Annotated in this window: 21 protein-coding genes; 15 read left to right on the plus strand and 6 right to left on the minus strand. The window is 71.3% G+C overall.

Annotation, left to right across the window (positions count from 1 at the left end; all coding sequences use genetic code 11):
- Window positions 1-39 precede the first annotated feature (39 nt).
- The 10 genes from AB0O15_RS12365 to AB0O15_RS12410 all read left to right on the plus strand — a co-directional run bounded on the left by AB0O15_RS12365 (window position 40) and on the right by AB0O15_RS12410 (window position 7,999).
- A complete protein-coding gene (locus AB0O15_RS12365) occupies window positions 40-840 on the plus strand; it encodes an FAD binding domain-containing protein (protein WP_364317652.1) in 801 nt (266 codons plus the stop codon).
- Entirely contained in the window at window positions 840-1,373 is a 534-nt protein-coding gene (locus tag AB0O15_RS12370; protein ID WP_364317654.1) for a (2Fe-2S)-binding protein, read from the plus strand. Before AB0O15_RS12365 ends, AB0O15_RS12370 begins: the two co-directional genes overlap by 1 nt.
- Window positions 1,370-2,692 (plus strand): molybdopterin cofactor-binding domain-containing protein, encoded by a 1,323-nt coding sequence (locus AB0O15_RS12375; protein WP_364317656.1) that lies wholly within the window; start codon window positions 1,370-1,372, stop codon window positions 2,690-2,692. The genes AB0O15_RS12370 and AB0O15_RS12375 overlap by 4 nt, the downstream gene beginning before the upstream one ends.
- Complete coding sequence (locus AB0O15_RS12380) at window positions 2,680-3,693, plus strand: molybdopterin cofactor-binding domain-containing protein (RefSeq protein ID WP_364317658.1); 1,014 nt, start codon at window positions 2,680-2,682, stop codon at window positions 3,691-3,693. The genes AB0O15_RS12375 and AB0O15_RS12380 overlap by 13 nt, the downstream gene beginning before the upstream one ends.
- The gene (locus AB0O15_RS12385; RefSeq protein WP_364317659.1) at window positions 3,687-3,989 is read left to right on the plus strand and encodes an EthD family reductase; all 303 of its coding nucleotides are present in this window, start codon (window positions 3,687-3,689) and stop codon (window positions 3,987-3,989) included. The genes AB0O15_RS12380 and AB0O15_RS12385 overlap by 7 nt, the downstream gene beginning before the upstream one ends.
- A gap of 11 nt (window positions 3,990-4,000) precedes the next feature.
- Window positions 4,001-4,846, plus strand: coding sequence for a MoxR family ATPase (locus tag AB0O15_RS12390; protein WP_364317661.1), 846 nt, complete (start codon window positions 4,001-4,003; stop codon window positions 4,844-4,846).
- A gap of 202 nt (window positions 4,847-5,048) precedes the next feature.
- Window positions 5,049-5,945 (plus strand): VWA domain-containing protein, encoded by an 897-nt coding sequence (locus AB0O15_RS12395; protein ID WP_364317663.1) that lies wholly within the window; start codon window positions 5,049-5,051, stop codon window positions 5,943-5,945.
- Entirely contained in the window at window positions 5,942-6,850 is a 909-nt protein-coding gene (locus AB0O15_RS12400; RefSeq protein WP_364317665.1) for an amidohydrolase family protein, read from the plus strand. The genes AB0O15_RS12395 and AB0O15_RS12400 overlap by 4 nt, the downstream gene beginning before the upstream one ends.
- 68 nt (window positions 6,851-6,918) lie before the next feature.
- Window positions 6,919-7,380, plus strand: a complete 462-nt coding sequence (locus AB0O15_RS12405; RefSeq protein ID WP_364317667.1) for a nuclear transport factor 2 family protein — start codon at window positions 6,919-6,921, stop codon at window positions 7,378-7,380.
- Window position 7,381: 1 nt separating this feature from the next.
- Entirely contained in the window at window positions 7,382-7,999 is a 618-nt protein-coding gene (locus AB0O15_RS12410; RefSeq protein WP_364317669.1) for a TetR/AcrR family transcriptional regulator, read from the plus strand.
- Window positions 8,000-8,096: 97 nt separating this feature from the next.
- On the opposite strand, the gene AB0O15_RS12415 is transcribed toward AB0O15_RS12410, so the two are convergent.
- Entirely contained in the window at window positions 8,097-9,437 is a 1,341-nt protein-coding gene (locus AB0O15_RS12415) for a GGDEF domain-containing protein (protein WP_364317671.1), read from the minus strand.
- A gap of 80 nt (window positions 9,438-9,517) precedes the next feature.
- A complete protein-coding gene (locus tag AB0O15_RS12420; RefSeq protein WP_364317673.1) occupies window positions 9,518-10,786 on the minus strand; it encodes an acetyl-CoA C-acetyltransferase in 1,269 nt (422 codons plus the stop codon).
- Window positions 10,787-10,832: 46 nt separating this feature from the next.
- On the opposite strand from AB0O15_RS12420, the gene AB0O15_RS12425 reads away from it, so the two are divergent.
- Genes AB0O15_RS12425 through AB0O15_RS12440 form a run of 4 tightly spaced genes read left to right on the plus strand, consistent with a single transcriptional unit; the run spans window position 10,833 to window position 15,718 of the window.
- A complete protein-coding gene (locus AB0O15_RS12425; protein WP_364317674.1) occupies window positions 10,833-12,122 on the plus strand; it encodes a 3-oxoacyl-ACP reductase in 1,290 nt (429 codons plus the stop codon).
- Window positions 12,122-12,901 carry a MaoC/PaaZ C-terminal domain-containing protein gene (locus tag AB0O15_RS12430; RefSeq protein WP_364317676.1) on the plus strand — a complete coding sequence of 260 codons (780 nt, stop codon included), beginning with the start codon at window positions 12,122-12,124 and terminating at the stop codon, window positions 12,899-12,901. Before AB0O15_RS12425 ends, AB0O15_RS12430 begins: the two co-directional genes overlap by 1 nt.
- Before the next feature lie 40 nt (window positions 12,902-12,941).
- Complete coding sequence (locus AB0O15_RS12435; RefSeq protein ID WP_364317678.1) at window positions 12,942-14,153, plus strand: acyl-CoA dehydrogenase family protein; 1,212 nt, start codon at window positions 12,942-12,944, stop codon at window positions 14,151-14,153.
- On the plus strand, window positions 14,153-15,718 hold the full coding sequence (locus AB0O15_RS12440) for an AMP-binding protein (RefSeq protein WP_364317679.1): 1,566 nt from the start codon (window positions 14,153-14,155) through the stop codon (window positions 15,716-15,718). Before AB0O15_RS12435 ends, AB0O15_RS12440 begins: the two co-directional genes overlap by 1 nt.
- Before the next feature lie 8 nt (window positions 15,719-15,726).
- Here the strand turns inward: AB0O15_RS12440 and AB0O15_RS12445 are convergent, their stop codons facing one another.
- Complete coding sequence (locus tag AB0O15_RS12445) at window positions 15,727-16,197, minus strand: hypothetical protein (RefSeq protein WP_364317680.1); 471 nt, start codon at window positions 16,195-16,197, stop codon at window positions 15,727-15,729.
- 38 nt (window positions 16,198-16,235) lie between these two features.
- On the opposite strand from AB0O15_RS12445, the gene AB0O15_RS12450 reads away from it, so the two are divergent.
- Window positions 16,236-16,388 (plus strand): hypothetical protein, encoded by a 153-nt coding sequence (locus AB0O15_RS12450; RefSeq protein WP_364317682.1) that lies wholly within the window; start codon window positions 16,236-16,238, stop codon window positions 16,386-16,388.
- 203 nt (window positions 16,389-16,591) lie between these two features.
- Here the strand turns inward: AB0O15_RS12450 and AB0O15_RS12455 are convergent, their stop codons facing one another.
- From AB0O15_RS12455 to AB0O15_RS12465, 3 genes are all read right to left on the minus strand, one after another.
- Entirely contained in the window at window positions 16,592-17,275 is a 684-nt protein-coding gene (locus tag AB0O15_RS12455) for a VTT domain-containing protein (RefSeq protein ID WP_364317684.1), read from the minus strand.
- 108 nt (window positions 17,276-17,383) lie between these two features.
- The gene (locus tag AB0O15_RS12460) at window positions 17,384-18,214 is read right to left on the minus strand and encodes an ABC transporter permease (protein ID WP_364317686.1); all 831 of its coding nucleotides are present in this window, start codon (window positions 18,212-18,214) and stop codon (window positions 17,384-17,386) included.
- On the minus strand, window positions 18,211-19,131 hold the full coding sequence (locus tag AB0O15_RS12465; protein ID WP_364317687.1) for an ATP-binding cassette domain-containing protein: 921 nt from the start codon (window positions 19,129-19,131) through the stop codon (window positions 18,211-18,213). The genes AB0O15_RS12460 and AB0O15_RS12465 overlap by 4 nt, the downstream gene beginning before the upstream one ends.
- Window positions 19,132-19,137 lie beyond the last annotated feature (6 nt).

Genomic DNA, 19,137 nt, shown 5'->3' on the forward strand with positions numbered 1-19,137 from the left:
TCGTCCGGAAACATTTTGCTCACTCCTCGGGAGGCGCCGATGATCACCGCGTTGCGGATGCCGGAGTCGCCCGAGGCCGCCGCCGAGGCCGCGGCCGGGGGCGGTCGCGTGATGGCCGGCGGAACCGTGGTCATGGCCCAGGTCAACACGGGACCGATCGACGCCGGCGAGCTGATCAGCCTGAGCCGGGCGGGGCTGAGCGGTGTCACGGTCACCGGCGGCGTGGCGCGAGTGGGCGCCACCACGACGTTCGCCGACCTGGCCCGGCACCTGCCTTTCCTCAAGCCCGCGATCCGGACGCTCGCCTCGCCGTCCATCCGCAACCTGGCCACCGTCGGCGGCAACCTGTTCGTGCCACAGCCCCACGGGGACTTCGCGGTCTGCCTCGAAGCCCTGGACGCGACGGTCGAGCTCACCGGCGGCCGCGAGACGCCGGTCGGGCAGCTGGAACTCGGAGCGGGCGAGATCGTGACGGCCGTACGGTTCCGGGTGCCCGAGGACGGCACCTGGTTCTTTCACAAGGCCATGCGCCGGCGCCTCAACTCCGCCGCCATCGTCACTGTGGCAGCGACCGTTCGGCGTACCGGAAACGACGTAAGCGCGGCCCGCGTCGCGCTCGGCGCCGTCGCACCCAGGGTGATCCGCTCCCCCGCCGCGGAGAATGTCCTGCTCGGCCGGCCGCTCGACCGGGAGGTGCTCGACGCGGCGGGGGAAGCGGCGCGCGCCGACATCGCGCCCTTCGACGACGCGTACGCCAGCGCCTGGTACCGCCGCCGTGTCCTGCCCGTGCACTTCCGCCGCACGTTCGAGGCCGTGCAGTCCGAGACTGAGGAGTCCTGATGGCATCGAGCGTGGTGACGCTGACCGTCAACGGGCGGGAAGAGGAGTTTCTGGCCCGGCCGGCGGAGTCGCTGCTGGCCAGCCTGCGTGACCGGCTCGGGCTGATGGCGGCCAAGCGCGGCTGTGCTCAGGGGAGCTGCGGCACGTGCACGGTGCTGGTCGGCGGGCGGCCGGTGATGGCCTGCCTGGTGCCGGTGGAGACGATCGAGGGCGGCCAGGTCAGCACGCTCGAAGGGGTCGCCGACGGGGAGCGGCTGGATGAGGTGCAGCAGGCGTTCCTGGACGGGTTCGCCACGCAGTGCGGCTTCTGCACGCCCGGCATGATCATGGCGGCCGAGGCGCTGCTCGCCGACAACCCCGACCCCACGCGCGAGGAGGTGGTCGAGGCGATCTCCGGCAACGTGTGCCGCTGCACCGGCTACCACTCGATCATCGCGGCGATCCTGGACGCGGCGGACAGACGAAAGCATGCGGCGGGGAAACCAACGGACTCGACGGACAGACAAAAGCACGCGCCGGGGAGACGACAGTGAGCGACTTCAAGGTCATCGGCTCGACCGTCCAGCGGTCGGACGCGCTCGGGCACGTCACCGGCCGCACCACGTTCTTCGAGGACCTGAATCCGGCCGGCCTGCTCCACCTCAAGATGGCGCGCTCGGAACGGCACCACGCGCGGTTCACGGTCGACGTCAGCGAGGCCGAGAAGACGAAGGGCGTCGTCCGTGTCTTGACCGGCGACGACATCCCGAACAACCTTTTCACCCCGCTCAAGCTGATCGGCGTCGAGCCGGACGACGAGCCGATCCTGGCCGACGGCACCGTGCGCTACCGGGGCGAGCCGATCTGCGCGGTGGTCGCCGAGACCGAGGCGGCCGCGTACGAGGGCGCCTCGAAAATCAGGATCGACTACGAGGACCTGCCCGCGGTGTTCGACGTCGAGGAGGCGCTCAAAGAGGGCGCCCCGATCGTCAACGAATATCAGCAGACCAACTACTTCACGTACGAGGGGCACCACTGCCGCCGGATCCGGTTCGGCGACTTCCACACCGCCGAGAAGCAGGCGGACCACGTCTTCGAGTGGCGTTACCAGTCCGCGCCGATCGAGCACGCCCCGACCGAGACCACCGGCTGCATCGTGATCCCGCAGGGCGACGGGCGGCTGCGCGTCCACTCGGACACCCAGGCCTGCTTCTTCACCCTCGACAACACCGCCCTCATCCTGGGTACGCCGTTCAGCAAGCTCCGGATCGTCGGCGGCACGGTCGGCGGCGGCTTCGGCGGCAAGGTCGACGTGATGGTCGAACCGGTGTCCTGCGTGGCCGCGATGCTGACCGGGCGGCCGGTGAAGTTCGTCTACAACCGGCACGAGGAGATGCAGGTGTCGTCGCCGCGGGCGGCCGAACGGATCATCATCAAGGACGCGGTCATGAACGATGGTCGCATCCTCGGCCGCCACGTGACCCTCTACGTCGACTCGGGGGCGTACGCGCGGCACACCCCGTACGGGACCACCAAGGCCGCCGCCCACCTGCCCGGACCGTACGCGATCCCGAACGTCTGGGCCGACTGCCACTGTGTCTTCACCAACCGCACGCCGTCCAGCGCGATGCGCGGCTTCGGGGTGACCATCGCCGACTTCGCGCTGGAGTCGCAGATGGACCGCATCGCCCGCGCGCTCGACCTCGATCCGTTGCGACTGCGGCTGCTCAACGCCTACCGCGACGGCGACATGAAGGCCCACCGCAAGCGGGCCGAGGGAACGGCGCTGATCGAAGTGATCCAGCGGGCGGCCGAGATGGTCGGCCACGACCTGCCCGACGAGTACAAGGCGATGTCCTCATGGCAAAGCTGAGAGGCCGGGGGTACGCCTCCGTCAACTACCCCACCGGCATGAACCTCGGCGGCGACCCGTCGCAGGCGCTGATCCATTCGACCACCACCGGCACCTTCGTGGTCAGCCTGTCGTCGGTCGATCTGGGCCAGGGGCTCAAGACGGTCGTCGCCCAGTGTGCCGCCGAGGTGCTCGGGCTGCCGTTCGGGAACATCATCATCGACACCGCCGACACCGACACCGGACCCCACTGCATGGGCACGTTCGCCAGCCGCGGCACGCATCGGGTCGGCAACGCGGTCATCATGGCGGCCACCGAGGCCCGTGAGGTGATGCTGGCCGTGGCCGCCGACGAGCTCGAGGTCGACCCGGGCGACCTGGAGACCGACGGCACCGGCTTCATCCAGGTCAAGGGGGCCGACGAGAAGCGCATCCACATCACCGACCTGGCCCTGGCCGCCCATTTCAAGCACGGCCGGACCATCTCGGGGCGCGGCATCTACCTGAAGGAGCCGAGCAGCCCGGTGCCGGAGACCGGCGAGATGGACCCGGACTCCTGCCAGGCGCACGCGTGCACGGTCGCGGTGGTCGAGGTCGACGACGAGACCGGCGTGGTCGAGGTGCTGGAGATGCACAACGCGTACGAGATCGGCCGGGCCCTCAACCCGGCCATGGTCACCCAGCAGGTCGAGGGCGGCGCCTGGATGGGCATGTCGCACGCGCTGTTCGAGGCGACCGAGCCCTACTACCCGGCGCGCGACCACGGCCCGGCCGACTTCACTGAGTACCTGATGCCCGGGCCGGCCGACATCGCCCAGCAGTGGAGCCAGATTCTGGAGCGGCCGGCCGACAACGGGCCGTTCGGCGCCAAGGGCATCGGGGAGATGACCGCCAACGCGCCGATCCCGGCCATCGCCAACGCTATCTTCGACGCGTGCGGCGTACGCCTGGACACCATGCCTTTCACCCCCGAGCGAGTGCTGCGGGGTCTGGATGTTCTCAAGGGAGTCGAAGCATGCTGAAGGTCATGTCGTTGCTCAAGCGGGCCGAGGGCCTGTCCCAGGACGACTTCGCGAAGTGGGTCACCCAGGACCACCTCGCGTACGCCCAGAAGATCCCGGGCCTGCGCAAGTACACGGTCAACGTGAGCAGCGGCGACGATCCCGCCTTCGACGCGGTGAACGAGCTGTACTTCGACGACGAGGACGCGCGGGTGGCCGGGTTCGCCTCCGAGCAGGGCAAGGCGGCCGCGGCCGACGCCGGCGCGCACACGTCGAGCCGGGTGCACCTGCTGACCACCGAGTACCCGCAGTTCTGAGACAGGTCTCAGTGGATCTCGCTTCCCTCTTCCAAGGCGAAGGCTACTTCGCGGACGAAGGGCTGCTCACCGCCGTACATCTGGCTCTGCTCCTCGATCGGCCGTTGCTGCTCGAGGGCGAGCCGGGTGTCGGCAAGACCGAGCTCGCGTCGGTGCTGTCGCGGGTCCTGGATCGCGAGCTGATCCGCCTCCAGTGCTTCGAGGGGCTCGACTCCGGCCAGGCGCTCTACGAGTGGGACTACCCCAGACAGCTCCTCCGGGTACGCACGGCCGAGTCGCGTGGCGAGGACATCGGCGACCTGTACGCCGAGGAGTTCCTGCTGCAACGGCCGCTGCTGCGGGCGCTGCGCTCGGCGCGCGGGGCGGTGCTGCTGATCGACGAGATCGACCGGGCCGACAACGAGTTCGAGGCGTTCCTGCTCGAATTTCTCAGCGACTTCCAGATCACGGTTCCCGAGCTGGGTACGCTGCGCGCCGAGCACCCGCCGGTCGTGGTGCTCACCTCCAACCGCACGCGCGAGCTGCACGACGCGCTGCGCCGGCGGTGCCTCTACCACTGGATCGAGTTCCCGTCGGCGGCGCGGGAACGGTCGATCCTCGACGCCCACGTGCCCGGGCTCGCCGACGACGCGGCCGACGCGCTGGTCTCGGCGGTCCAGGACATCCGGGCGCTGCCGCTGCTGAAGCGACCCGGCATCGCGGAGTCGGTGGACTGGGCCCGGGGCGCCGCCGCGCTGGCCGCCGAGGGCAGCTCGTGGCCGGTGGCGTTGCGCCGCGCGCTCGGGCTGCTCATCAAGGACGAGGAGGACACCCGCCTGCTCGCCGACCGATCCGAGGAGATCTTCGGCCATTCGTGAGCTGCTCCGGGGCTTCCTGGACGACCTGCGGCGCTCGGGCCTCCCCGCCCCGCCGGGCAAGCAGGCCGACTTCCTCCGTGCCCTCAGTTCCTCGACCCCCTCCAGCCTTTCCGAGCTCTACTGGTACGCCCGGATCACGCTACTGAGCGACATCGCCGGCCTTCCCACGTTCGATCGCGTCTTCGACGCCTGGTTCGGGGGGGTGGTCTCGGTCGTCCCACCGCCTCCGGATGAGTCGGACGTCGAGGCGCCGGTCTCGTCGGGCGGTCGCGAGTTGCCCGGCGGCGATCTGCGCGAGGGCGGCGGGACCGAGGCCAGTTCGCTGACCGTACGCACCCGGCGGAGCTTCGGCGGGCCGGACTCCCCCGACCTGGCCCGGGCGCTGCGGGCCGCCTTCGCCGCCTCGGTGCCGACCGTGCCGTCCCGGCGGCGGCGACCATCGTCGTCCGGCCGCACGCTCGACATGCGACGGACGTTGCGGCTCGCCCGCCGGACGGACGGCGAGATCGCCGGGCTGCGCTGGACCACCCGCCCCCGGCGGCCCCGGCGGATGCTGATCCTGCTCGACGTCTCGGGGTCGCTGAAGGAGCACACGCCGCAACTGCTGCGGGTCGCCCACACGGCGCCGCCCCGCTCGGAGGTGTTCACCTTCGGCACCCGGCTGACCCGGATCACCCCGGCGCTGGCCGCCGCCGACATCGAGCAGGCCCTGGCCACCGTGGCCCGGGTGGTGCCCGACGCCGACGGCGGGACCGCGATCGGCGCGGCCCTGCGGTCGTTCCTGGGCAACCCCCGGTTCCTGGCGCTGGCCCGGGGCGCGTTGATCGTGGTCGTCTCGGACGGGCTGGAACGCGGCGACTGCACCGACATGGTCCGCGCCACGGCCCGGCTGGCCCGGCTCGGGCACCGGCTGGCCTGGTGGTCGCCGCTGGCCTGCTCGCCGACCTACCGGCCGGTCACCCGGGGCATGGCCGCCCTGCTCGGCCACCTCGACCATCTGGGCGGCGTACGTGACCTGCCCACCGCCCTGGCCGAGGTCGCGGCCTTCCCCGCGATGACCGCCGGCCCACGCCGATCCGCCTGGAGGCACTGGACATGACCGCTTCTCCCGCTGTTCCCCCGGACATCGACATCGTCGACGCCCACCACCACATCTGGCGGCAGGCCGACCTGCCGTGGCTGAGCGGCGAGATGGTCCCGCGCATCTTCGGTCCCTACGAGCCGATCCGCCGCGACTACCCGATCGACGAATACCTCGCCGAGGCGACGGCCTGCGGCATTCGATCGTCGGTGTACGTGCAGACGAACTGGCCCCTGGACCGCAGCGAGGACGAGGTCCGCTGGCTGCGCGACGTGCACGCGGCGACCGGCTGGCCGACCGCGGTGATCGCGTCGGCCGACCTGTTCTCCCCCGGCGCGGCCGAGGTGATGCGCCGCCAGGCCGCCCTCACTCCCCTGGTCCGCGGCATCCGGCTGCAACTGCACTGGCACGACAACCCGGCCTTCCGCTTCGCCTCGGGTCCCGGCCGGATGAACGATCCGGTCTTCCGCGACAACATCGCCGCGCTGGCCGACCTGGGCGGGCTGTTCGAGCTGCAGGTCTTCCCCGATCAGATGCTCGACGCGGCCGACTTCGTGGCTGCCTTCCCGTCGGTCACGTTCGTCCTGGTCCACGCCGGCATGCTCGACGACCTGGCCCACGTGGAGGCCTGGCGCCGGGGCATGCGCGGCCTGGCCGACCACGGCAACGTGGTGGTGAAGCTGACCGGCCAGGGCACCTTCGTCCACCGCGTCGACGAGGACCTCATCGACCTGGTGACCACCGAGTGCCTGGCCCTGTTCGGGTCGCGCCGCTGCGTGTGGGGCAGCAACTTCCCGATCGAGAAGCTCTGGACCGACCTGCCCACCCTGGTCTCCACCTGGCGCCGTGTCCTCGCCCAGCACCCGCACGAGGTCCAGCTGGACGTCTTCGCCCGCACCGCCCGACGCGTGTACTCGCTCTGACTTGGTTTTCGCGACGGACCGTCGTAATCTTTACGACAGATGTTCGCGAAACCGGGAAGAGGCCTGCCATGGACGCACTCGAGGATCGTGCCGAACTCATCGAACTGCTCGGCCGGTACGCCGACATCGCCGACCTGAAGGCGTTCACCGACCTGCCCGGCCGGGTCTTCACCGACCCGCTGACGCTCGACTTCGGGTCGGTCGCCGACATCCCGCCGATGACCATGGCGCTCGGCGACTACATCGAGGTGCTCCGCACGTCGTTCGCCTTCTACACGGCGACCCACCACGTGATCAGCGGTCACGTCATCGAGCTCGACGGCGACCGCGCCACGATCCACGCGCACGTCCGCGCCGAGCACTGGGTCGCCGACGAGCTGGCCGGCGGCGGGCCGAACCGCTGGCTGGTGGTCGGCTTCTACGACAACGAGGCGGTCCGCACGCCGGACGGCTGGCGCCTCACCCGGGTCAAGCTGACCGCGGCCCACCAGGAGAACCCGCACCTCTCGAGCGTCGCCCTGGCCGGCTGAGGTGCCGCGGATCCGGGGCGGCAGCCTCGAGGAGCACCACGAGATGGTCTGGGCCGACCTGGCCGAGGCGATGCGGCAGCTGCTGCTCGAACGCGACTACGACTCGATCACCATGGGCCACATCGCCACCCGGGCCGGGCTCGCGCGCAACACCATGTACAACTACGCCCGCGACAAGGGCGCGCTGGTCCGGGCCCTGACCCAGCGGGCGAGCCGGCCCGCGGTCGAGCGGGTGGCCGCGATCGCGGCGCGGTCGGCCGACCCGGCCGCGGACCGCCTCCGGGACATCGTCGAGGCCGTCCTGGCGGCGTCCACCGACCAGGCCATGCAGCTGATGTTCCGGCCGGGCTCGGCCCCGCTGGTCGCCGAGGTGCCCAAGGGCCCCGACGGCCCGTTCCACGCGATCATCGTCGAGGTCGAGAACGTCGTCCGCGACGGCATCACCCGCGGCGAGTTCCGCGACGTCGGCGACATCCCGCTGACCGTCGAACTCCTCTCCGGCGCCATGCGGGCCGGCGCCGAACGCATCGGCCGCGATCCGACCACCTTCACCCCCACCGTCGCAGCCTGCCGAGACTTGGTCCTTCAGGGTTTGAGCGTGACCACTCACTCAGAATGAAGGCCGCGCGGCTCTGTTCTGGACGCGCCAGCGGCCAAGAGCCGCGCGGCCGGCCTCGGCGGGAGCTGCGGTCTGCACCACCCACCGAGCTACGACATCAAGCCCTTGAACTTGATCTCAGGGCTTTGGCGGCGTACATGGCGAGATCGGCTTCGCGGATGAGGGTGGCGACGTCGTGCGAGGGGCCGCTGATGCCGACGCTGGCGCCCACCCGGACGGTGTGGCCGGTCACCCGGAACGGGGCCAGGATGCGGTCGCGGACGTCCCAGGCCAGCCGCTCCGCCTCGTCCTGAGCGTCCGGTCCGGTCAGCAGCAGGGCAAACTCGTCACCGCCGAGGCGGGCGGCCATCCGGTGCGGGCCGGCCGCCGCGCGCAGCCGTTTCGCGACCTCGATCAGCAGCTCGTCGCCGCCGCCGTGCCCGTACGTGTCGTTGACCTGCTTGAAGTCGTCCAGGTCGACGCTGATCACGGCCACCGACCCGGGCGGGCCGCTGGTCACGGCGTCGGTCAGGGTCTCGAGGAAGTACTCGCGGTTGGGCAGCCGGGTCAGCGAGTCGTGGTGCGCGCGGTGCTGGAGTTCGGCGCGGGAGGTGACGTTGTGTTCGCCGAGGACCACCTGGTGGGCCAGCGTACGGAAGGCGTCGGCCTCGGTCGGGGAGATGGGCCGTACGCCGCCCAGAAGCACGTAGCGGTCGACGATGTGCTCGACGTGCCAGTGCCGGTGGTCCGGGGCGACGTCGGCGAGGGCGGTGGCCGAGTCGGCGAGCATCGCCTCGGTCAGCGTGCGGCCGATCAGCCCGTCGTCCAGGCCGACGGCGCGGGTCACCCGCCACTCCGCACCCTGCGGACGGACGATGATCAGGACCAGGCCGGGGGCGAGGGCGATCATCCGGGCGGTCAGGTCGATGCCGATGCGGTGCACCTCGTCGACGTTGGCCGCGGCGAGGAGCCGGCCGCCCGCCGAGGACAGCAGGGCGTCGCGGGCCGAGACCAGTTCCTGCTGCACGAGGGCGCGGAGGATGTTGCGCATCACCAGGCCCACCGGCACCACGAACGGCACCAGCCCCAGCACGTCCGACGACCGCCACGACAGGGTCCCGGCGCCGGTCAGCGCGCCCAGGGCGGTTCCGGCGGGGAGGACCGCGAGACCCAGGACGGTACGGATGAGCCAGGCCCGGCCCGTTCCGCGCAGGGCCTGGGCCGCGAACACGGCGATGGCGATGGTCATGATGCGGACGGGGCTGCTGAAGGAGCCGCCGATGACCACCAGCAGCAGCGGGGCCAGCAGCGGTTCACCGGGGACCGGCCGCGTGCGGAAGACGGTCAGCAGGCCGATCAGCGCCGCGATGCCGGTCAGGGACACGGCCTTCCAGCCGGCCGTGGCGTTCGAGGCCAGCACGGGGATCGCGTGCGTGGCCAGCACGATGGAGGAGGCCACGTACGCGATCGTCCGGATACGGCTCAGCGGGGACGGCACGGACATCCTGTTCGGCTCGCGCCGCGCCGGACTGAGAAATGTCAGCGACTGAGAATCGCCACGACGCCCTGGCCGCCGGCCGCGCAGATGGAGATCAGGCCGCGGCCGGAGCCCCGCTCGGCGAGTTGTTTGGCCAGGGTCGCGACGATCCGCCCGCCGGTGGCGGCGAACGGATGCCCGGCGGCCAGCGAGGAGCCGACCACGTTGAGCTTAGCCCGGTCGATCGAGCCGAGCGGGGCGTCCAGCCCGAGGCGGTCCTTGCAGAACTCCGGCGACTCCCACGCGGCCAGGGTCGCCAGCACCTGCGCCGCGAACGCCTCGTGGATCTCGTAGTAGTCGAAGTCCTGCAGGGTCAGGCCGGCCCGGGCGAGCAGCCGCGGCACGGCGTACGCGGGCGCCATCAGCAGGCCCTCGTCGCCGTGCACGTAGTCGACGGCCGCGGTCTCGCAGTCCTCGAAGTAGGCCAGCGGCGTCAGCGACCGATCGGCCGCCCACCCCTCGTCGGCGAGCAGGACCGTGGCGGCGCCGTCGGTGAGCGGCGACGAGTTGCCGGCCGTCATCGTCCCGCCGGCCTGGCCGAAGGCGACTTTCAGCGCGCCGAGCTTCTGCCGGGTGGTGTCGGGGCGGAGGTTCTGGTCGCGGGTCAGGCCCAGGTAGGGGGTCATCAGGTCGTCGAAGAACCCCTTCTCGTACGCCGCGGCGAGACGCTGGTGCGAGGCGAGGGCGAGCTCGTCCTGCGCCTCGCGGGAGATGTTCCAGCGTTCGGCCGTGATCGCGGTGTGCTCGCCCATGGACAGGCCGGTGCGCGGTTCGGCGTTGCGCGGGATCTCGGGCCGGACCAGCTGCTGGGGGCGGAGACGGGCCACCGCGCGGAGGCGGTCGGTGAGCGTCCGGGCCCGGTTGAGTTGCAGCAGGGTGCGACGAAAGTCTTCGTTGAGTTGCAGCGGCGCGTCGGACGTCGTGTCCACCCCGCCGGCGATCCCGGCGTCGATCTGGCCCAGCGCGATCTTGTTGGCCACCAGCGTCACGGCTTCGAGGCCGGTGCCGCAGGCCTGCTGGATGTCGTAGGCCGGGGTCCGCGGGTCGAGCCGCGACCCGAGCACCGTCTCGCGGGTGAGGTTGAAGTCGCGGCTGTGTTTCAGCACCGCCCCGGCCACCACCTCGCCCAGGCGCTCGCCGGCCAGCCCGAACCGGGCGATGAGCCCGTCCAGCGCCGCGATCAGCATGTCCTGATTGGACGCGGTGGCGTAGCGGCCGTTGGACCGGGCGAACGGGATCCGGTTACCGCCGATGACGGCGACTCGGCGCATCTGTCGACCTCCTGCCGGGAAACCTACTCGCGAGTACGCTACGCGCATGGGCGACAGATACGCGAGTTTCGCCAACACCGGGCCGGGTCACGCGCTGGTCAGACGGCTCGGCCTGCCCGACCCGCCACGGCTGCGCCGCGATGCCGGCCTGGCCGGGCCGGTTCTGCTGGGTGGCAAGCCACATTCTCCGGTACGCGACGTCCTGACCAAGCTGGGCGTCGACGTGCTCGACACGGCCGCCCCACCGCACGGCGCGCTGGTGTTCGACGCGTCCGACCTCGCCGACTCGACCCAGCTGACCGCGCTCTACGACTTCTTCCATCCGTACGCCCGGTCGCTCCAGCCGAACGGCCGGGTCATCGTGCTCGGGACCACCGAGCCCGCGTCCCCCGCGGCGGCCATCGCGCAGCGGGCGCTCGAGGGCCTGACCCGCAGCATCGGCAAGGAGTTCGGGCGGGGCATCACGGCCCAGCTGGTGTACGTGGCGCCGGGCGGTGGGACGGCCACCGGGTCGACCCTGCGGTTCCTGCTGAGCGGGCGGTCGGCGTACGTCAGCGGTCAGGTCATCCGGGTCGGACCGGGCGACCCACCGGCCGGGCCGGACGAACGCCCCCTCGACGGAAAGATCGCGCTGGTCACCGGGGCGGCCCGGGGCATCGGCGCGGCCATCGCCCGGGTGCTGGCCCGCGACGGCGCCTCGGTGATCGCGCTCGACGTGCCGGCCGTGGGCGACGCGCTGGCCGGGGTGGCGAACGAGGCCCGCGGCCGGGCCGTGCAACTCGACCTGACCCACCCCGAGGCCGCGAGCCGCCTGGCCCAACACCTGCCGGACGGCGTGGACATCGTCGTGCACAACGCCGGCATCACCCGCGACCGGACGATCGCCAAGATGGACGCCGCCGGCTGGAACTCGGTGATCGCGGTGAACCTGACCGCGCCGTCGGTCATCACGTCCGACCTGCTCGATCGGGGCCTGCTGCACGACGGCGGCCGGGTCGTCGGGGTCTCCTCGATCGCGGGCATCGCCGGCAACCGCGGGCAGACCAACTACGCGACCAGCAAGGCCGGCGTGATCGGGTTCGTGCAGGCCACGGCGCCGGCGCTGATCGGGCGGGGCATCACGGTCAACGCGGTCGCGCCCGGGTTCATCGAGACGGCGATGACCGCGAAGATGCCGATGATGCTGCGGGAGGCCGGGCGGCGGATGAACAGCCTGTCCCAGGGCGGGCTGCCGGTCGACGTGGCCGAGACGATCGCCTGGCTGGCCGCGCCGGGGTCGGGCACGGTCACCGGCAACATCGTCCGGGTCTGCGGGCAGAGCCTGCTGGGGGCGTGATGTCGGTTCTCCGGGCCGCGGCGACCCTCCTGCCCCGCCGGCGCGGGCCGGGCCTGCCCGCACGTGAGGTGACGGCCGAGGTCGAGGTCGGCCTCGACCGGCTGGCTTCGTACAGCCGGATCTGCGGGTTCCCGGTCCGCGACCGGCTGCCCGGCACGTTTCCGCATGTGCTGTCGTTCTCCCTGGTCATGGACCTGATGACCGGCCCGGACTTCCCGTTCCCGGTGGTCGGTCTGGTGCATGTCGCGCAGCGCGTCACGGTGCATCGGCCGCTGACCTTCGATCGAATGCGTTTCTCGGTACGGGCTTCCGACCTGCGCCCGCACCACCGGGGACAGCAGTTCGACGTGGTGACGGTCGGCTCGGTCGAGGATTCCGTCGTCTGGGAGGGGGTTTCGACGTACCTTCGGATCTCTGGTCGTAGCCCTTCGTCGGGCCGATCTCCGGACGATCGCCCCGCGCGGACCGCCACCTGGCGTGTCCCGGCGCGGACGGGTCGTGACTACGCGGCGGTGTCCGGGGACCACAACCCGATCCACACGTCCCGGCTGGGCGCGCGGCTGTTCGGGTTCCCCCGGCCGATCGCGCACGGGATGTGGACGATGGCCCGGTGCCTGGCCGCGCTCGACGCGCGCGTTCCCGCTGCGTACACGATGGATGTCGATTTTCGGCGGCCGCTTCTGCTGCCCTCGACGGTCGGTTTCAGCGCCACGCCGATCGACGGTGGCTGGGCGTTCGAGGTGGATTCTCATCTTGCCGGTCGCGTCTCCGCGCTTTAGTGTTACCAGAGGTAACGGTAACTCTTTCCGGAGGCGGCGCATGGAGTTCTGGCTGGGGCTCGACGAAGACCAGGTCGAGCTGCGCGACTGGGTGCACGGCTTCGCCGAGAGCGTGGTCCGGCCGGCCGCCGCCGAGTGGGACGAGCGCGAGGAGACGCCGTGGCCGGTGCTCCAGGAGGCGGCCAAGATCGGGCTGTACGGGTTCGAGTTCCTGGTCAACACCTACTCCGACACCTCCGGCCTGTCGCTGCCGATCGCCAACGAAGAGCTGTTCTGGGGCGACGGCGGCATCGGCATGGCCATCTCCGGCACGTCGCTGGCGGTGGCCGCGATCTACGGCTCGGGCACCCCCGACCAACTCGCCGAGTGGGTGCCGCAGTGCTTCGGTGACGCGGCCCAGCCGATGGTCGGCGCCTTCTGCACGACCGAGCCCCAGGCCGGGTCCGACGTCGGCGCGATGCGGACGCGCGCGGTGTACGACGAGGCGTCCGACTCGTGGGTGCTCAACGGCCAGAAGGCGTACGCCACGAACGGCGGCATCGCCAACGTGCATGTGGTGACCGCGTCGATCGACCCTTCCCTCGGCTCGCGGGGACAGGCGGCGTTCGTCGTGCCGCCGGGCACGCCCGGGCTGGTGGGGAGCAAGAAGCTCAAGAAGCTGGGGCTGCGTGCGTCGCACACCGCTGACGTGTTCCTCGACGACGTGCGGGTGCCCGGCAGCTGTCTGCTCGGCGGCAAGGAAGCGCTGGATGAGCGGCTGGGGCGGGCCCGCTCCGGCAAGCGCGCTCTGAGTCAGGCGGCGATGCGGACGTTCGAGCTGTCCCGGCCGGCCGTGGGGGCCCAGGCGTTGGGGATCGCGCGGGCCGCCTACGAATACGCGCTCGACTACGCCAAGGACCGGGTCGCCTTCGGCCGGCCGATCATCGAGAACCAGGCGATCGCCTTCGCCCTGGCCGACATGCGGACCGAGATCGACGCGGCCAGGCTGCTGGTCTGGCGGGCGGCGTGGATGGGCGCCAACCAGCAGCCGTTCACCGGGGCCGAGGGCTCGATGTCCAAGCTCAAGGCGGGCGAGGTGGGCGTGGCGGTCACCGAGAAGGCGGTCCAGATCCTCGGCGGGGCCGGCTACGTGCGCGACCATCCGGTGGAACGCATGTACCGCGACGCCAAGATCTACACCATCTTCGAGGGCACGTCCGAGATCCAGCGGCTGGTGATCTCCCGCGCCATCTCCGGCGTCCAGATCCGCTGATGGTCACGCCGGCGTTCATCGGCGTCACCATGGCCCGGCGCGGACTGCTCCGCCCCGGATCGCCGGCCCGGGTGGCCCGACAGCTGTGGTCGTTGCGGCGCTGGGGATTCGGGCTGGCCGGCGAGGTGCGCCAGGCGGCCGCCCGCTCCCCCGACCGGGTCGCGGTGGTCGACGACACCGGCCTCTCCCTGACGTACGCGGCCCTTCTCGACCGCGCCACCCGCGTGGCGCACGCCATCTCGGATTCCATAGTGGCAGGTGATCGGGTCGGCGTCCTGTGCCGCAACTCGGCCGGGATGCTGGCGACCCTGGTGGGCGTGGCCCAGCTCGGCGCCGACCCCGTGCTGATCAACACCGGCCTGCCCGCCGCCCAGCTGGCCGAGCTGATCACGGCACAGAATCTGAGCCTGATCGTGCACGACGACGAGTTCGACGGCGTACCCGCCGGGGTCGGCCTCCCCGCCTCGGTCCTGGAGTCCCGCCTCGCCCAGGTGTCACCCACCCCCTTGCGACCTCCGCCCCGGCCCAGCCGCACCATCGTGCTGACCTCGGGCACCACCGGCACACCGAAAGGCGCCCGGCGACCGACCCCCGGCGGGTTCGGTCCGCTGTGCTCGATCGTCGACCGGATACCCCTGCGCCACGGCGCCCGTGTGCTGATCGCCGCGCCCCTCTTCCACACCTGGGGCTTCGCGACGATGCAGATCGCGCTGGCCCTGCGGGCGACGATCGTGCTCCGGCGCCGCTTCGACCCCGCCGCGATCCTCGACGACTTGACCACGCACCGATGCGGGGCGCTGATCGCGATCCCGGTCATGCTGCAACGGCTGCTGGAGGTTCCGCCGCCGACCCTTGACGTGCCGCTGGCTCACCGACCGGCCCTGGACGTGGTGGCGGTCAGCGGCTCGGCCCTGCCCGGCGGCCTGGCGACCCGGTTCATGGACCGGTTCGGGGACGTCCTCTACAACCTGTACGGCTCGACCGAGGTTTCGTGGGCGTCCATCGCCACGCCGGCCGACCTGCGGGCCGCCCCCGACACGGCCGGTCGCCCGCCGCACGGCACCACGATCACCGTGCTCGATGCCGCGGGCAACGTTGTGCCGCCGGGCGCGTCCGGGCGGCTGTTCGTCCACAACGACATGCTCTTCGAGGGCTACACCTCGGCCGCCACCGGTGGACAACCTTCCGGGCCACAGGGCCTTCCCACCGGCGACCTCGGACACCTCGACGAGTCCGGGCGGGTCTTCGTCGACGGCCGCGAGGACGACATGATCGTCTCCGGTGGCGAGAACGTCTTCCCGTCCCAGGTCGAGAACCTGCTCGCCGACCGGCCCGAGATTCGCGAGGTGGCCGTGATCGGCGTGCCCGACGACGAGTACGGGCAGCGCCTCGCCGCCTACGTCGTCCTGCACCCGGCCAAGTCGCTGACCGAGGAGCAGATTCGCGATCACGTACGCCGGCATCGCGCGCGGTTCTGCGTACCCAGGGATGTGGTCTTTCTGGCCGAACTCCCCCGCACCACCACCGGCAAGGTCCTCACCCGCCTGCTCGGGCCGCCCCGCTGATCACCCGCTCACCGGTCCTCCGTCGGGTCGACCGAACCGTCCTTCGAGTCGACTGAGTCCTCCGTCGGGACGACCGAACACCGAACCGACGTTGCCGCCTCGATCCGCCCGGCCAGCAGATCCAGCTCAGCGCGGGTTCCCACGAGCCCAGCCGCGACGATGGCGTCCAGCCCGCCCTTGACGTCCGACCAGGCCAGTCCCCCGTCACGCAGAGCCTTGAGCACCGCGACCCGCCGGCTTCCGGCCCCCTCGGGCATCCGAAGCCGGTACTCCCCGCCCTGCTCGAGAATGGCCTGCCGGAACTCGTCGGGTGACCGGCCCCACCCCATGGCCTCCACCGTCCCCGTCGAACAGTCATAGGTCAGCACCCAGTGCAGCCGCCCATCGACGATCGTCTCGTACACCCGCCCCGCATGCTCGGTCCCGCAGCCGTCACAGCCCACCGGCACCTCGGCCTCGTAGCCGTCTCCCTGCTCCACGGCAGCCCACTCCTCGTCCGGTTTGCCATACTCCAGCGGTGAAGGTGCCCCGAGTGGTCGCCGTTGACCCTTCCGGTGTCGAGTTGCACGTGGCGACCGTCGGGGACCCGGCCGACCCGCCGCTGCTGCTGATCGGCGTCATGACGCTGAGCCGGACTGGACCGATCGCGACAGCGTGGTCGACCACCTGACCACGCACGCCTGACATCCGGGTCACGAGGATTCGCCGAGCCGGACGTCCGGGCGTCAGCCGAAGCGGTCTTCGACCGGTCCCGCCGAACGGCGAAGGCGCAGCGCGCGAGCCCGAGCTTGCCTTTGCCATGGTCGAGCTGGGCTGGACTCCGCCAAGGTCGAGCTGGGCTGGGCCGAGCTTGCCTTCACCAAGGTCGAGCAATCAGCCCCCTAACGTCGCGCGAGCGGCGCGACGCCGGCTGTACACCCGTTCGCCGTACCAAACTCCAATGTCGATCAGCAGGCAGACCCCGATCAGCAGCGCCCCGCTGGTTCCGTGCGCAAACGCTCCCGCCGCGGCGAAGAGCACGGCAGGCGGCGCCGTGCCCGCCAACGTCCCGATGACCATCCGCCGCCACGTCATGGCCGGCACCATGCCGGCCGCGACCGCCGTGGTCTCGGCCAGCACCGGGACCGGCCGGGTCACCGCCACGACCAGCACCCCGTGCGACCGCAGCCGACGTTCCAGGCCCTCCGGCGCTCGTGCTCGCCGCCCCATCCGCCGCCCGATCGCGAACGCCAGCAGCCCAGACCCAGCCGTGGCCAACCAGGACAACAACGCCCCGATCGGAAGCCCCAGCACCCCACCCAGAAAGATCATGACCACGCTGGAGGGCACCGGCAGCAGCACATCCCCCACCAGCAGCGCGACACCCACCACAGCCACCCAGGCCGCCGCGTCACCGCTCGTCCAGCTTTCCTCGGCCAGGAACGGCGGATTGATCCACTCGACGACGCCGAACCCGACCAGCGAGATCACCGTGACAACCGCCATCACCGTGAGGAAGCGTCGCCGCCCGTCCTCCCTCACCGGATCGACGGCCGTCTCCTCATCACCGATCGCCACGAACTCGCCTCCCGCCCGGCCTCTCAGCCTCGGACGCATCGTTCCATAGGTGATCAACGATCCCGCGCCTGCGATCACTCTCTCGTCCACCATCATCGGCTCCGCACCTCAGGAAGCGTCTCGGCGGCCGAAGCTGATCGCCCCGGCGCCCAGCGCGAGCAACACATAGGCGGCCGCCACACCGATCGCGCCACCCTGCGAGAGCAGCCAGGGATGATCGCCGCCGGCGAGCTGTGGCGTGAGATTCGGCAGCAGGATCGACCCGAACCTCAGCTGCCACGTGGTCGGCAGGAAGTGCGCGAAGATCGGCGACACCAGCACCAGCCCACCCAGCGTCGTGAGGGCCGCCGCGGTCGACCGCATCACCGCGCCGAGCCCCAGACCCACCAGGCACGTCACCAGCACGATGACGGCCGCGCTGAGCACCGTCGGGATCGCATCCATCCACTCCGGCCAGGGGTTCAGCGGCGCCGGCCGATCGCCGAGCATCAGCCGGGCGTCGGCGAAGGCCATCAGCGAGAAGACCAGCCCGGCGACACCGCCCACCAGCCCGGCCACGGCGGCCTTCGCGCCCAGCAGAACACGCCGCTGAGGCACCGCCAACAGCGCCGGGCCGACCGAGCCGCTGGTGAACTCGCTGGTCATCACCATGGCGCCGATCGCCCCGACGAAGAACGTCACGAACGGCATCGTCACCACGGTCGGGTCGGCCGTCTCGTAGTTCGCCTGGTCGGCCGCCGTCGCCGCGTCGTACGACTGGACCAGCAGAAACAGGATCAGCCCGCCGGCCAGCATCGCGACCACCCCACCGGCCAGGAACCCGTACGTCGATCGCAGCGACCTCACCTTGATCAGCTCGGCCGCGACAGCGTCGCTGAACACACCCGGGCCTCGTGCCGACCTGGCCCCGACGGCCTCGTGGCTCAGCACCGTGCTCATGATCGCGTCTCCCTTTCGCCCGTGGCCCGGTATTCCGCCGCCTCGCCGGTCATCGCCAGATACACGTCCTCGAGCGTGGCGCTGCGCGGTGTCAGCCCATGGATGGGAATCGACGCCGATGCCGCGGCATCGCCGATGGTCGACGCGTCCGCCCCGGTTACGGCCAGGCCACCGTCCTCGGTGTTGGTGACCGTCGCGCCCAGACCGGCGAGGATCGGCGCGAGCTCGGCCGCGCTCGGCGACCGGACAAGCACGTCCCGCTCGAACCGGTCGCGCAAGCCGGCCATCGAGGTTTCCTCGAGCACCCTGCCACGGCCGACGATGAGCACGTGGTCGACGGTGACGGCCATCTCGCTCATCAGGTGGCTGGAGAGCAGGACGGTCCTCCCCTCGGAGGCCAGCGAGCGCAGGGTCGACCGGATCCACCGGATGCCTGCCGCGTCCAGCCCGTTGACCGGCTCGTCGAGCACGATCACCGCCGGATCGCCGAGCAGGGCGCCCGCGATACCGAGGCGCTGTCGCATGCCGAGCGAGAACGTGCCCACCCGCTTGTTCGCCGCGCTCGCCAGGCCGACCTGCTCCAGCACCGCGGTCACCCGCGCCCGGCCGATGCCATTGCTGCGGGCGAGGCAGGTCAGGTGGGTCTCGGCGCTGCGACCCGGGTGGGCGGCGTCGGCGTCGAGCACGGCGCCCACCTCATGCAGTGGGCGATGGATCTGGTCATAACGACGCTTGCCGATCAGCGCCTGGCCGGACGTGGGACGGTGCAGGCCCAGGATGATGCGCAGGGCGGTCGACTTGCCCGCCCCGTTGGGCCCGAGGAAGCCGGTGACCACGCCCGGCCGGACCTCGAAGGACAGGTTGTCGACGGCGAGTGTTGGCCCGTACCGCTTCGTCAGCTCCGTAACCGCAATCATGGGAGA

Origin of the sequence: Actinoplanes sp. NPDC089786, assembly GCF_040684855.1 — a bacterium.
GTDB lineage: Bacteria > Actinomycetota > Actinomycetes > Mycobacteriales > Micromonosporaceae > Actinoplanes.

What these genes read in the sequence shown, in the direction of transcription:
- AB0O15_RS12365 (WP_364317652.1), top strand. Translation starts at nt 40, where the DNA reads ATGATCACCGCGTTGCGGATGCCGGAGTCGCCCGAGGCCGCCGCCGAG.
- AB0O15_RS12370 (WP_364317654.1), top strand. Translation starts at nt 840, where the DNA reads ATGGCATCGAGCGTGGTGACGCTGACCGTCAACGGGCGGGAAGAGGAG.
- AB0O15_RS12380 (WP_364317658.1), top strand. Translation starts at nt 2,680, where the DNA reads ATGGCAAAGCTGAGAGGCCGGGGGTACGCCTCCGTCAACTACCCCACC.
- AB0O15_RS12385 (WP_364317659.1), top strand. Translation starts at nt 3,687, where the DNA reads ATGCTGAAGGTCATGTCGTTGCTCAAGCGGGCCGAGGGCCTGTCCCAG.
- AB0O15_RS12400 (WP_364317665.1), top strand. Translation starts at nt 5,942, where the DNA reads ATGACCGCTTCTCCCGCTGTTCCCCCGGACATCGACATCGTCGACGCC.
- AB0O15_RS12405 (WP_364317667.1), top strand. Translation starts at nt 6,919, where the DNA reads ATGGACGCACTCGAGGATCGTGCCGAACTCATCGAACTGCTCGGCCGG.
- AB0O15_RS12420 (WP_364317673.1), bottom strand. Translation starts at nt 10,786, where the DNA reads ATGCGCCGAGTCGCCGTCATCGGCGGTAACCGGATCCCGTTCGCCCGG.
- AB0O15_RS12425 (WP_364317674.1), top strand. Translation starts at nt 10,833, where the DNA reads ATGGGCGACAGATACGCGAGTTTCGCCAACACCGGGCCGGGTCACGCG.
- AB0O15_RS12430 (WP_364317676.1), top strand. Translation starts at nt 12,122, where the DNA reads ATGTCGGTTCTCCGGGCCGCGGCGACCCTCCTGCCCCGCCGGCGCGGG.
- AB0O15_RS12435 (WP_364317678.1), top strand. Translation starts at nt 12,942, where the DNA reads ATGGAGTTCTGGCTGGGGCTCGACGAAGACCAGGTCGAGCTGCGCGAC.
- AB0O15_RS12440 (WP_364317679.1), top strand. Translation starts at nt 14,153, where the DNA reads ATGGTCACGCCGGCGTTCATCGGCGTCACCATGGCCCGGCGCGGACTG.
- AB0O15_RS12460 (WP_364317686.1), bottom strand. Translation starts at nt 18,214, where the DNA reads ATGAGCACGGTGCTGAGCCACGAGGCCGTCGGGGCCAGGTCGGCACGA.
- AB0O15_RS12465 (WP_364317687.1), bottom strand. Translation starts at nt 19,131, where the DNA reads ATGATTGCGGTTACGGAGCTGACGAAGCGGTACGGGCCAACACTCGCC.